Consider the following 12,759-nt stretch of genomic DNA (forward strand, 5'->3'; position numbering starts at 1 on the left):
GAACGAATCAGGACCACAGAGCCTCTTTATTTTCTCCTCTGTGCCCTCTGTGGCTTCTTCTCTCACGAAACCAGGGACGAGCTTGGTCGATGCGATACGCTTGAGCCGAGACGGCGAGCTCTCTCCCTTGCGCGCCGTCACTCCAGCGCAAGCATCCGCACCGAGCGGGGCACGAGCCGAACCTCCAGCGCCCCTCGCCGCGCCTCGAAGTGCGCGTCGTCCAGGACGTCGCGCGCGCGCGACGCGCTCACGGTGACGCGCGCCACCACGTCCGCGTCCCCGGGGTTCAGCAGGAAAAGCACCCGCGGCGTGCCGGACGCGTCCTCGTGCAGCGTGGCGAACACGCTGTCGGGATCGCACGCGAAGGTCGGCAGGCCGAGCGCGTCGATGGCACGCGACACCGCGGAGTCCGCCGCGGCCGGGTCGTCCTGGAGGAGCGCCGGCAGGTTCTGCCCGGGGGCGAGGAGACGCCGCAGGTCGTACGGCTGCGGGAGCGGGCGGAAGGCGCCGTCGAACACGGGCTCGCGCGGGCCGAGCGTGATCAGCGTCCCCTGCCCCGCCGTCGCCTCGAGCCACGCGAACAGCTCCGGGCTCAGGCCGCCCGAGGTCGCGCAGATGACCCAGCGCGCCCCCACGAGCGAGATGTCGCGATCCTCGCCCCCCACGTGGGCGTAGGGGACGCCGCGCGCGTCGAGCGCCTCCTCGAACGCGCGCACGAACGTGTCGGGCTCCACCGCGAGCGGGTAGCCGAGCCCGAGATCGTCCTCCAGGCAGCGGTCGCGCGCGCCGAAGTTCATGATCGAGAAGAAGGCCCCGGTGAGCGGACCGAAGGCGTGCATCACGCGGGTGAGCCGGCGCTCGGTGCGCGGCGTGACGATGCGCACCGGCGCCGGGCGGCGGAGCGCGTGAAACCTCGTGGCCTCGAGCGCCGTGGAGAGCTTCCGCCAGAAGGCGGCGAACGGGCGCGGGCGGCCGTGCGGATCGATCGGCGCGCCGATCCAGCGATCGCGCTCGACCGCCATGTAGATGTTGTACCCGCGCAGCCCGTAGGCGAGCGCGGCCATCATCACGAAGATGCTGTCGCGCTCATCGAGCGGCGGGAAGAACGGCGGGAAGCCGGCGCCCATCTCGCACGCGAAGGGCGGCAGGGAGAGCGCCTCGCAGCGCACGGCGAGCTCGCTCGTCCGGCGGGCGATGATCTGGCGGCTGCTCGGGCTCGCGACGCTGTAGTAGTCGAGGCCGACGAGGTCGACGACGCGCGAGATGCGGGCCGGGTTGAGCGGCGTCGCATCCTGGCCCATCGGGAAGTTGTGCATCGTGGGCAGCCCGTCGAGCCCGGCCGCGGCGAGCGCCTTCGCGAAGCGGCCCATGGCGACCTCGAGGAGGTGCTCGTGGAACTCGCTCCAGTCGAGGTGGCGCGCGAGCTCGGCCGGCGCCTCGGCGTCGAACGCGACCGGCGGCGTGATCGTGGCGAACCGCAGGCCGCCCTCCTCGACGGGCGCGCGCTCGCGGGCCACCGCGCGCAGGAGCGCCGCGCCGGCGTCCTCGACCGCGGCGCCCTCCGGCGGGGGATCCGCTCGCCGCGCGTACACGCGCTGGAGCGCCTCGATCGTGCGGTACTTCTCGCGCAGGAAGTCGCGGTACAGGGAGATCGCGTCCGGGTGGTAGTCCTGGTCGTACGCGCCGTCGCGGAAGTAGAGCGCGCCCTCGTTGTCGATCTGGAGGAGCACGATCGGCCCGTCCGGATAGAGGTACGGCTTGAGCACAGGGGCGAGCGCGTGGAAGTAGCGGGCGACCTCGTCGTGGAATGCGTTGCTCGCGTAGCTCGGGACCGGGAACCCGTAGGGGAGCATCGGGAGCACGACCGGGTTGTTCCGCGCGGAGCGGGCCTGGCAGCTCGGGTCCCAGATGACGCGCTCGGGGATGCCGAAGCAGGTGAGCTCCGCGTTGATGTGCGGGCCCGGGCGGGCGATGACGTAAAAGCCGAGATCGTGCGCGAGACGGAGAAAGGCGCCGACGTCGCGGCGCAGATCGACTTGGCCGAAATCGAACTGGCCCGGACCGGTCTCGTGAACGGCCCAGGGCACATAGATGTCGATCAGGTGAACGCCGAGCGCCCGCGTGGCCTCGAGGCAAGCGCGCCAGTCCGACGGATCGAGGCGCCAGTAATGCAGGCTGCCGGCGTACAGCGGGACCAGCTTGCCGCCGATGTCCAGGCCGCCCGGGACAAGGCGCACCCCTCGCGTGAAACGGTTTTCTGGAGAGCTCGAGTCCTGCGTCGTCGCCACGCGCGCGCACACTAGCAAGGATCGCAGGGAGATCGATACCGCCGCGTGCGGCCGGGCGAGCGCGCGCCCGTCGAGGAGGGCGGTCGCCGCTCGGCGCGCAGGTCAGCGCAGCATCGAAAGCGAGCTCGCCACGAAATCGTAAACGGGCCCCCAGTAGACGCCGAGCAGCAGGGTCGGAACCGCGAGCGCGCATGTCGTCGCGCCGAGCAGCGGCCGCACGGCTGCGGGCTCGGTGCGCTCGCCCTTCTCGAGGTACATCGCGCGGAGGACGCGCGCGTAATAGAAGAGCGAGATCACGCTGTTCACCACGCCGACGATCGCGAGGACCCAGGGCCACGCGCCCCCGGCGGTGAGCAGCGCCGAGAAGAGGTAGAACTTGCCGACGAAGCCGGCCGTCGGGGGCAGGCCGGTGAGCGAGACAAGGAACACGGCCATCGCCGCGGCGACGAGCGGCGCGCGGCGCCCGAGCCCCCGGAAGGCGGAGAGCGTCTCGTCTCCGCCGCTCTGCTCGGCCACGACCATCACCACCATGAACGCGCCGAGGTTCATGAAGCAGTAGGTGACGATGTAGAACGCGATCGCGGCGACGCCGGCGTCGCTGAACACGGAGAAGCCGAGCAACATGTAGCCGGCGTGCGCGATGCTCGAGTAGGCGAGCATGCGCTTCACGTTCTCCTGCCCGAGCGCCGAGAGGTTGCCGACGGTCATGGTCGCCATCGCGAGGCACCCGGCGAGCACCGGCCACGGCGTCGCGACGGCCGGCGACGCGCCCCCGGCGCCGAGCGCGTCCGAGAAGAAGCGGACCAGCACCGCGAAGCCGGCCGCCTTGGGCCCGACCGAGAGGAACGCGGTCACCGGCGTCGGCGCGCCCTCGTACACGTCCGGCGTCCACATGTGGAACGGCGCGGCGCTGATCTTGTAACCGAAGCCCGCGAGCATGCAGGCCGTGCCGACGAAGACGACCTCGGGCACCTTGCCCTGCTGCGCCGTCAGCGCGGCGATCCGGGCCGCGCACTCGCCGAGGTGCATCGACGCGGTGATGCCGAAGATCCAGCTCATCCCGTAGAGCATGATCCCCGACGCGACGCCGCCGAAGATGACGTACTTGAGCGCCCCCTCGCTCGATCTCGCGTCGTTGATCTTGAAGCCGGCCAGCACGAAGCTCATCACGCTGACGAGCTCGATCGACAGGTAGATGAGCAGCAGGTGGCGGCTCGCCGCCATGAGGTTCATGCCCAGCGAGAGCACGAGGATCAGCGCGAAGAACTCCCCCTGGTCGCGGCGGAGCTCGGGCGCGACGCCCGGCCCCCGCGGGGGCACCGAGAAGAGGACGATCACCCCGGTGACGAACGCGAAGATCACGCGGAACAGGTTGGAGAAGCGATCGAACGCGAGCAGCCCGTGGAAGAGCTCGTGGGGGCCGGCGTCCTTCGCCAGGAAGTAGGCGCCCATCCCGCCCGACCAGGCGAGCGCCGCCAGGCTGATGACGACGAGGCCGACGATCTTGAGGCGCGCCGGCGACGCGAGGTCCCACACGACGAGCAGCAGGACGGCGGCGATCAGGCCGAGCTCCGGCGCGAAGTACGCGAGGCTCGCCACGTTGTCGAAGGTGCGGGTTTCCACGGCTTATCTGGCGCTGGCGAGGACGCTTCGGCCCGCCGCCGCGCGCTCCTCCGGGGCGGCCGCGCGGGCGGGCGCGCCGCTGTCCACGCCGGGCGCGCCGGCGATCTGGGACGGCCCCGGCCTGTCGACGAGGCGGTGCACCTCGAGGGCCCCGCGATCGATGAGGCGGAGGAGCGGGCGCGGCCAGAAGCCGAGGAGGAGGACCAGCACCGCGAGCGGCGCGATCGACGCGAGCTCTCGCCCGCTGATCTCCGGGAATTTCCCGCCGAACGGCTCGAGGTACTTGCTCTGCCGCCACGAGGCGCGGAACGTGCCGAGGAACATCCGCTGGAGCGCCCAGAGGTGATAGGCCGCGGTGAGGATGACGCCGACGGCGGCGAGGATCGTGAGGGCGCGGTAGCGCGGGAAGGCGCCGATGAAGGTCAACGCCTCGCCCCAGAAGCCGGACAGGCCGGGCAGGCCGAGCGACGCCATGAACGCGAAGCCCATGAACGCCGTGTAGAGCGGCATCTCCGAGGCGAGGCCGCCGAACTTGTCGATGTCGCGCGTGTGCACGCGGTCGTAGACGACGCCGACCAGGGTGAAGAGCATCCCGGAGATCAGGCCGTGGTTGAACATCTGGACGAGGCAGGCCTGGATGCCCTGCGGCGTCATCGCGCCGAGCGCGAGCAGCGCGAAGCCCATGTGGCTGACGGAGGAGTAGGCCACGAGCTTCTTCAGGTCGCTCTGCGCCATGGCGCAGAAGGCGCCGTAGAGGATGTTGATCACCCCGAACGTCGCCATGGCTGGCGCGGCCCACTGCGTCGCCTCGGGCAGCAGGGTGAAGTTGATGCGGAGGATGCCGTAGGTGCCCATCTTGAGGAGCACCCCCGCGAGGATCACGCTGATCGCCGTGGGCGCCTCCACGTGGGCGTCCGGCAGCCAGGTGTGGAACGGGAACATCGGGATCTTGATGGCGAACGCGACGAAGAGCCAGATCCAGGCCACCTTCACCGCGGCGACGCCGAGGATCTCGAGGCCCTGCGCCGCCCAGGCGACGCGCGAGAGCTCCGGGATCGAGAAGATGCGCTCGGTCGCCTGGCCGTCGACCAGGTAGGTGTGGCCAGCGTTCAGGTAGAACCAGATGAACGCGAGCAGCATGAAGACGCTGCCGGCCAGCGTGTAGAGGAAGAACTTGATCGCCGCGTACTCGCGCCGCGGGCCGCCCCAGATGCCGATGAGGAAGTACATCGGCAGGAGCATCACCTCCCAGAAGACGAAGAAGAGGAACAGGTCGAGGGCGATGAAGACGCCGAACATCCCCGTGACGAGGAGGTTGTACATGGCGAAGTAGCCCTTGAGCTGGTCATGGACGCTGTAGCTCGCGATGGCGCCCACGAACGAGATCAGCGCCGTCAGCAGGACCATCGAGATCGACACGCCGTCGACGCCGACGAAGTACTCGACGTTCAGCGAGCGGATCCACACGCCGTGCTCGATGAACTGGTAGCCGTCATTGCCGTCGGCGCGCGTGAAGCTCCGGTCGAACTGGGTGTAGAGCCACCCCGCGAGGACGAGGTTCACGCCCATCAGCACGACGGTCATCAGCCGGAGCTTCCGGTCGTCGTTGTAGCGCAGGAGGTGCGCGAGGAAGATCGCGACCACGCCGAGCAGCGGCAGGAACGTCAGGATCGACAGGATGTGGTCGCCGACGAAGCCGAGGCCGCGCCCGCGCTCCGCGTGGATGCCCATCGCCAGCGTCCGCCCCGGCGCGACCGCGCCGGCGGCGACCGCGTCCGACTCGACGATGACGTGCCCGTAGAGCTCGCGCGCGCGCACGCCCTCGGTCCTCCACCGGACCACGACCTTCCGGCGCGCGCCCGGCGGGAGGCTCGCCGCGGTGCCGCCGCCCTCGAGCTCCGCGCTGACGCCCGGCGGGACGCGCGGGTCCTCGGGCGACGTGCGCACGATCACCCGCGTCACCTTGAGGGGGCCGTCGCCGCGGTTCTCGATCGTGAACGAGCCGGCGTAGTCCGGCCCGCTCGCGGCGAGCTCGACCGGCGCGCCGGGCGCCTCCGCGCGCAGCGCGATCTGGCCGCGCGGCTCGAGCGCCCGCGGCGCCTCGAGGGTCTGCGCCGCCGCGGGCAGCGCCGCGCCGAGCAGGAGGGAGAGCGCGGCCAGGAGGGGAATCAGGAGCTTCATCGAGGTGGACCTGGCCGGGCTCGCGAGGGCGACGCCACGGCGCGTGTTGACGAAGGAGAGGTTCGACATCCGCCGTTCACCGCAGGAAGTAATGAACGATGCTGATCAAGGCGACCCCGCCCAGGAGGAAGTAGACGTAGCTCTGGATGCGCCCCGTCTGCAGGGTGCGGAGCCTCGCGCCCGCGCTCAGCGTGCCCTCGGCGACGAGGTTCACGACCCCGTCGACGAGGTACCGGTCGATGGCGCCCGTGACCCAGGCCGCGGCCCGGGCCAGGACCGCGACCCCGTTGACGATGCCGTCGACGATCCACCGGTCCATCTCGGCGAAGAAGAGGCGCAGCGAGAGGACGGCGCGCACCACCGTGGCGTCGTAGATCTCGTCGACGTAGTACCTGTTCGAGAGGAGCCGGAAGCCCGGGAACCGCCGCTCCTCTTCCGCCCAGCGCGCGGAGCGCCGCTCGCCGTAGCGGGCGCGGGCGCGCGAGAAGGCGAAGATCGCGCCGCCGACGGAGAGCGCCATGAGCGCGAGCTCGAGCCCCAGCCCGTGGCGCCGGAACGACACGTCCGCGTGGGCGAACACCGGATGGAGCCACGCTTCGAGCAGGGGCTCGCCGTGGCCGCCGACGAAGTGGCTGGAGAAGCCGAACACCGCGCCCGCGAACGTCGACAGGACCGCCAGCACCGCGAGCACCCAGGTGATCGCCGGCGGTGACTCGTGGACCTGGGTCTCGATCTCCTTGCGGGCGTGCGGCCCCTCGAACGTCAGATAGTAGCTCCGCCACATGTAGAACGAGGTGCAGAGCGCCGCCGCGAGCCCCATCCCGTAGATGAGCAGCCCCGGGATCGGGCCGGTATTCTCGGTGCCGAACGCCCTCCAGAGGATCTCGTCCTTGGACCAGAAGCCGGCGAAGAACGGGATGGGCGCGGCGGTGATGGCGAAACACGCCACCTGGTACGTCCGCGCGGTGAGCGGCATGACGCGGCGGAGGCCCCCCATGTTGCGCATGTCCTGCGCCGCGGCCTCGTCGTGCTCCACGGCGTGCATCCCGTGGATCACCGAGCCGGAGCCGAGGAAGAGGCAGGCCTTGAAGAAGGCGTGCGTCATCAGGTGGAACACGGCGGCCCAGTACGCCCCGACGCCGACCCCGATGAACATGAAGCCGAGCTGGCTCACCGTGCTGTAGGCGAGCACCTTCTTGATGTCGTACTGGAAGAAGCCGATCGTGGCCGCGAAGAGCGCCGTCGAGGCCCCGATCAGCGCGACGACCCCGCCTGCGACCGGGCTCAGCGAGAACAGGAAGCTGAGGCGCGCGATCAGGTAGACGCCGGCCGTGACCATGGTGGCGGCGTGGATCAGCGCGGAGACGGGGGTCGGGCCGGCCATCGCGTCGGGCAGCCAGACGTGGAGCGGGATCTGGGCGCTCTTGCCGGCCGCGCCGACGAACAAGAAGAGGCAGGCCAGCGTGATCAGCGCGACGCCCCACACCGTCTTCGACTCGAGCGCATCCTTCAGGAACGCCTTGCCGCCCGCGTCCTTGATCACGAGCTGGTCGTGGATCTCGCGGAACGTGACCGTCGAGCCCACGGTCGCCAGCACGACCTCCTTGCCCGGCTCGACGCGCATCCGCTCGATCGCGGCGATCTCGATGCCGTCGCCCCCGATGACGGCGCCGTCGCCCGGCACGATCACCACGGAGTGCACCCCGGCGTCGATCTCCCTCCGGATGAAGGGAGATACGCCGAACGGCCGCGGGTTCGAGGCGAGCTGCGCGGCGTCGGCGATACCGAGGTACACGCGCGCGCCGGGGTGACCGGTGAAGGTGAGATGGCCCTTCGCGCCGGCGCGCGGCGCCCTGCGCTCGCCCGGCTTGCCCGTCGGCCCGCCGTTCGTCCCGGCCGAGGCGCCGTGATCGCCGCGCGCCTCCGCGGCCACCGCGATGAAGCGCGCCCGGTAGTCGGACAGGAACCGTCCGTCGTCGAGCCACCTGGCGCCGAGGCCCCAGAAGAGGAGCATGAGACCGCACACGAAGCCGAAGTCGCCGATCCGGTTCACGACGAAGGCCTTCATGCCGGCAGAGGCCTTCTTGTAGTCGCTGTACCAGAACCCGATGAGCAGGTAGCTGCAGAGGCCGACGCCCTCCCAGCCAAAGAACATCACGATGAAATTGTCCCCGAGGACGAGGAGCAACATCGAGAAGACGAAGAGGTTCAGGTACGTGAAGAATCGCCAGTACGAAGGGTCCGCCTCCATGTACGACGCGGCATAAACATGGATGAGCGCGCCGACGCCGGTGATGATCAGCGTCATGAGGCCGCTCAGCGGGTCCATCAAGAACGCGAAGTTCGCGTCGAACGACCCGATGCGGACCAGCTGCCAGGCGAAGCTGTAGAGAGCGCGTTCCCCCGGAGCGAGCCCGGCGAGCTGGATGAAGTTCGCGAGCCCGAGGGCGAAGGCGCCCAGCATGGCGCCCACCGCGACGAGCGTGACGCCGAAGCTCCCGATGTGGAGCCGCTTCGACAGGCCACGACCGAACGCGCTCCGCTGCAGCGCGCGGCCGAACAGCGCGTTGATCACCGCGCCGAGCAAGGGCAGGAGCGGGATCCACCAGAGCGGCGTCAGCGACGCGTGGACGTGCGTGACCTGGCCGGAGTAGTCGGGCATCGTAGGGTCAGCCGGTGAGAACGTGGGCTGGCGCGCGCGCACTGCGCTGCGAGACGCGGCGCGACAGCGGGACTGTCGGCTCTTGTGACTCCCCCGCGAAGCCGGAGGAGCCGCACGTTAATGGAGGGCCAGAGGGCGGGTCAATACCTCCATCGGCCCCGCATCGGGGCGAGATGCGCCGTTTCTCCGCGCGTCTCGCACCCCGGCGAGATCATCCGTCGGTCGTCCGTCGGTCCTCGTCCTCGCCCGCCGCGCCGCTGTTCGGCGGCGGCGCCGCGCCGCCGAGCAGCGTCGCGCGCCGGAGCGCGAGCCACAGATCCCGCCTGCCCTCTCCGGTGATCGACGAGAAGCCCACCGCGCGGCGGAGCGCGCCGCCCGCTGTCCGCGGCGCCGCGGCGGACACCTGGTCGAGCGCGCGACGGACCGACGAGCGAGGCACCTTGTCGATCTTCGTCGCCACGAGGAGCAGCTCCACGGGCCGTCGCGCGACGTCGCGCGACGCCTCGACGAAGCGGAGGAGCTCGAGATCGTCCTCCTCGATGCCCCTGCGCGCGTCGACCAGGAGCAGCACCGCGGCGAGCGTGACGCGCCCGCGCAGGTATCCCTCGATCAGCGACGCCCACACCGCCTTCTCGGACTTCGAGCGCCTCGTGAAGCCATACCCCGGCAGATCCACGAGCTGGAACACAACACCGTCGCGCGCCCGGGCCTCGTAGAGGTTGATCTGCCGCGTCGAGCCGGGGTTCGAGCTCGTCCGGACGAGCCCCTTGCGCTCGACCAGCGTGTTGATGAGGCTCGACTTGCCGACGTTCGAGCGCCCCGCGAACGCCACCTCCGCGCTGACGGGCGGAGGGAGCGACGCGAGCGAGCCCGCGCCGGCGACGAAGGAGGCGTCGACGATCTGGAACGGATCGAGCTGCCGCTCGGCGCGCGCCGGCGGAGGAGCAGCTTGAGGCTTGTGTGCGCGGCGGGTGGTCACTTGGATCGGGGCGGTTGGAACTGCGGCTTGCACTCGTCGCACTGGCAGAGCGAGCGCAGGTACCGGAAGGTGTAGATCCCGGAGTCGTGCTGGTCTCCCCACGTGAACTGGATCGCGTAGTTGCCGACCTGCTCGATCTCGCGGACGTTCAGATCGCCTCCGGGCACGAAGTTGATCGTGCCGCCATGCCCCTGGCAGCTCGCGCACGGGCAGTACCCGCGCAGGATCTCGTGCGGAAGGACGCTGCGGTGGCCGTCAGCCCAGTGGATCTCCATCACGCGTGCTCCGTGCGGGGCCTTGAGCTGCGTGGGCGTGATCTTCGGATCCTGCGGCATCATATCCTTCCAGCGGAAGGCAGTACCACGCCGATCCGGCGCTGCAAAGCGCAGCGGGGCCCCGGCCGCGCGCCGCGCGCCTTTTCGCGCTGGCTTTTCGCTGTCCTCGCCTGTGATCGCCTGTCCTCGCAGCTACCCTGCGGCGACGGCCCGCGCCTCGACCGGCGCGAGCGTCGCCTCGACGCGCTCGAGGAGCCTCACGACCGCGGCGCCCTCGTCGAGCGGCGTCAGCGGCGGCGCGCGGTCCTCGACGCAGCGGAGGAAATGCTCGATCTCCACCGAGAGCGGCTCGCGCCACGGCACCTCTAGCTCGTGCCCGGCCGGCGCGAGCGCGTCGCGATCGCCGACCGCCGTGCCCGCCGCCGCGCCGCGCCCGTCGAGGAGCACGAGCCGGTCGGGCGCGCGCACGTCGTCGAAGACCGCGACGCGCGCGCTGCCGGCGAGCCGCAGCCGCCGCTCCTTGGTCGGGCTCGACGAGCAGAGCTCGATCTGCGCGGCGAGGCCGCTCTCTAGGCGCGCCGCCAGCGTGACGTGCTCGCCGCCGGGCGAGAGGTAGGCCCGCGCCTCGACGAGCGGGCTCGGGTCGAGGGCCGAGAGCACCGAGAGGTCGTGCGGCCCGAGCGTCCAGAGCGCCGAGCGGGCCCCGCCCGAGGCGCCGCCCGTCGAGAGGCGCGCCGCGCTGAAGCTCACGAGATCGCCGAGGCGCCGCTCGCGCGCGAGCGCGACGAGGTGCACGACCGAGGGGTGATAGCGGAGCAGGTGGCCGACCATGCCGATCCGGCCGAGCGCCGCCGCGCGCGCGGCGCAGCGGTCGGCCTGCGCCGCGGAGAGGGCCAGCGGCTTCTCCACGAACACGTCGGCGCCGGCCTCGAGCGCGCGCAGCGCGAGCTCGCCGTGGCTCGACGGCGGCGTCGCGACGAGCACCGCGTCCACGCGCGCGGCCAGCGCCTCGTCGACCGTGCGCACGAGCCGCGCCCGCGGCGCGAGCGCGCCCGCCCGCGCGAGGCGGCCGCGGTCGACGTCCGCCACCGCGACGACGCGCGCCCGCGCGTTCTCCGACAGCGCGCGGAGGAGCTTCTCCCCCCACCGCCCGCAGCCCACAAGCGCCACGCGGACGCTCACGGCGCCCCCCGCGCGGCGGCGGGCTCGGCCGGCAGACGGGTGAGCTCGCCGAGGATCGCCTCGCCCTCGCGGTTCCCCGGGTGGATCGACGGACCGTTGATGTCGACAAGGAAGTCGTACGCCGCGCTCGGCTCTCCCTCGATCGTCGCGCGCACGCGGACGTGCTGGAAGCAGGCCGACTCGGTGGCGGTGCTCCACACAGGCGCCTTGCCCGGGTGCCGCGCGCCGATCGCCTCAGGCACGCTCCGGCCGCCCTCCGGCCGGTACTGCTGCACGACGCCGAGCGCCGCCCTGCGATCCGAGGCGTTGAACCGCGACTGCACCTGGAGGACCACGCCGGCGGCGACGGCGCTGGTGCCCACGAGCAGCAGCGTCCGCATCGCCTTGCCGTAGTCCATCCGCGAGCCGTATAGCCCCGGCGCCCGGGGAGAGCCAGCCGGAGCGCCCGGGCGACGCGCCGCTCAACCCACGAACGACCCGAGCCCGCGGAACCTGCGGTACCGGTCGTCCACGAGCTCCTCCGGGCTGAGCCCGTCCATCGACGAGAGCGTCGCCCAGAGCGCCTTGTCGAGCCGCACCGCGGCCTCGTCGTGGTCCTGGTGCGCGCCGCCGGTCGGCTCCTCGACGATGGTGTCGACGACGCCGAGCTGCAGGAGGTCCGGCGCGGTGATCTTGAGCCGCGACGCGGCCTCGTCGGCCCGGCTCCCGTCCTTCCAGAGGATGGCCGCGCAGCCTTCGGGTGAGATGACGGAGTAGCAGCTGAACTCGAGCACCAGCACGCGGTTCGCGACGCCGAGCGCCAGCGCGCCGCCCGAGCCGCCCTCGCCGATGACGGTCGCCACGATCGGCACCCCGACCCGCGCCATCGCGGCGAGCGCGGAGCCGATCGCCTCGCTCTGACCGCGCTCCTCGGCGCCGATGCCCGGGTACGCCCCCATCGTGTCGATGAACGTCAGGATCGGGAGCCCGAACCTGTCGGCCATCTCGTAGAGCCGTATCGCCTTCCGGTAGCCCTCCGGGTTCGGCATCCCGAAGTTGCGCTTCACGTTCTCCTTCGCGCCGCGCCCCTTCTGGTGGCCCACGACCACCACGCTCCGCCCGTGGTACGTCGCGAGCCCGCCGACGATCGAGCAGTCGTCGGCGAAGCGCCGGTCGCCCTTCAGCTCGACCCAGTCCGTGAAGAGCCGCTTGATGTAGTCGAGCGTGTACGGCCGGTTCGCGTGCCGCGAGAGCAGCACCTTCTGCATCGGCGTGAGCCCGGCGAAGATCTCGCGCGCCAGCCGGCCCGTGTTGTCCTCGAGCTGGGCGAGCTCCGGCTCGAACCGCGGGTCGGCCGCGGCGAGCGACCGCAGCTCCCGCACCTTCTCGATGAGCTCTGCGACAGGTTTCTCAAAAGGTAGAATCGAAGCAGCCACGGCGCGGACCCTAACGCTGCAGCGGGCGGACGGCTACGGGGCTGTGCTGCCGCGCCGCATCACGTCGTTCACGCTCACACGCTCGCAGAGCGCACGCTCGCGGGCACCCACGCGCGCGCCGCGCCCGCCCGGGGCGGAGGCGCCGCGACCATGG

Annotated in this window: 9 protein-coding genes; all 9 read right to left on the reverse strand. The window is 71.3% G+C overall.

Going from position 1 to position 12,759, the window contains the following annotated elements; translation table 11 throughout:
* Positions 1-137 precede the first annotated feature (137 nt).
* The gene (locus WMF17_RS38690) at positions 138-2,288 is read right to left on the reverse strand and encodes a beta-galactosidase (RefSeq protein WP_437646018.1); all 2,151 of its coding nucleotides are present in this window, start codon (positions 2,286-2,288) and stop codon (positions 138-140) included.
* Between the two features lie 102 nt (positions 2,289-2,390).
* Positions 2,391-3,911: an NADH-quinone oxidoreductase subunit N gene (locus WMF17_RS38695; RefSeq protein ID WP_437646020.1), complete on the reverse strand. Its 1,521-nt coding sequence runs from the start codon at positions 3,909-3,911 to the stop codon at positions 2,391-2,393.
* 3 nt (positions 3,912-3,914) lie between these two features.
* On the reverse strand, positions 3,915-6,161 hold the full coding sequence (locus WMF17_RS38700; protein WP_437646022.1) for a complex I subunit 4 family protein: 2,247 nt from the start codon (positions 6,159-6,161) through the stop codon (positions 3,915-3,917).
* Positions 6,162-6,168: 7 nt separating this feature from the next.
* Positions 6,169-8,754 carry an NADH-quinone oxidoreductase subunit L gene (locus tag WMF17_RS38705; RefSeq protein ID WP_437646024.1) on the reverse strand — a complete coding sequence of 862 codons (2,586 nt, stop codon included), beginning with the start codon at positions 8,752-8,754 and terminating at the stop codon, positions 6,169-6,171.
* Between the two features lie 211 nt (positions 8,755-8,965).
* A complete protein-coding gene (gene yihA, locus WMF17_RS38710; protein ID WP_437646026.1) occupies positions 8,966-9,733 on the reverse strand; it encodes a ribosome biogenesis GTP-binding protein YihA/YsxC in 768 nt (255 codons plus the stop codon).
* A complete protein-coding gene (locus WMF17_RS38715) occupies positions 9,730-10,071 on the reverse strand; it encodes a gamma-butyrobetaine hydroxylase-like domain-containing protein (RefSeq protein ID WP_437646028.1) in 342 nt (113 codons plus the stop codon). Before WMF17_RS38715 ends, yihA begins: the two co-directional genes overlap by 4 nt.
* A gap of 129 nt (positions 10,072-10,200) precedes the next feature.
* Positions 10,201-11,190, reverse strand: a complete 990-nt coding sequence (locus WMF17_RS38720; protein WP_437646030.1) for a Gfo/Idh/MocA family protein — start codon at positions 11,188-11,190, stop codon at positions 10,201-10,203.
* Positions 11,187-11,588, reverse strand: coding sequence for a hypothetical protein (locus tag WMF17_RS38725; RefSeq protein ID WP_437646032.1), 402 nt, complete (start codon positions 11,586-11,588; stop codon positions 11,187-11,189). The genes WMF17_RS38720 and WMF17_RS38725 overlap by 4 nt, the downstream gene beginning before the upstream one ends.
* Before the next feature lie 63 nt (positions 11,589-11,651).
* A complete protein-coding gene (locus WMF17_RS38730; protein WP_437598451.1) occupies positions 11,652-12,605 on the reverse strand; it encodes an acetyl-CoA carboxylase carboxyltransferase subunit alpha in 954 nt (317 codons plus the stop codon).
* Positions 12,606-12,759: the final 154 nt, after the last annotated feature.

Source organism: Sorangium sp. So ce362 (assembly GCF_051519845.1).
In the GTDB taxonomy this organism is placed as follows: Bacteria; Myxococcota_A; Polyangia; order Polyangiales; family Polyangiaceae; genus Sorangium.

Excerpts from the sequence above, each read along its gene's own strand:
- WMF17_RS38700 (WP_437646022.1), bottom strand. The coding sequence starts at position 6,161 with ATGTCGAACCTCTCCTTCGTCAACACGCGCCGTGGCGTCGCCCTCGCG.
- WMF17_RS38705 (WP_437646024.1), bottom strand. The coding sequence starts at position 8,754 with ATGCCCGACTACTCCGGCCAGGTCACGCACGTCCACGCGTCGCTGACG.
- WMF17_RS38715 (WP_437646028.1), bottom strand. The coding sequence starts at position 10,071 with ATGATGCCGCAGGATCCGAAGATCACGCCCACGCAGCTCAAGGCCCCG.
- WMF17_RS38725 (WP_437646032.1), bottom strand. The coding sequence starts at position 11,588 with ATGGACTACGGCAAGGCGATGCGGACGCTGCTGCTCGTGGGCACCAGC.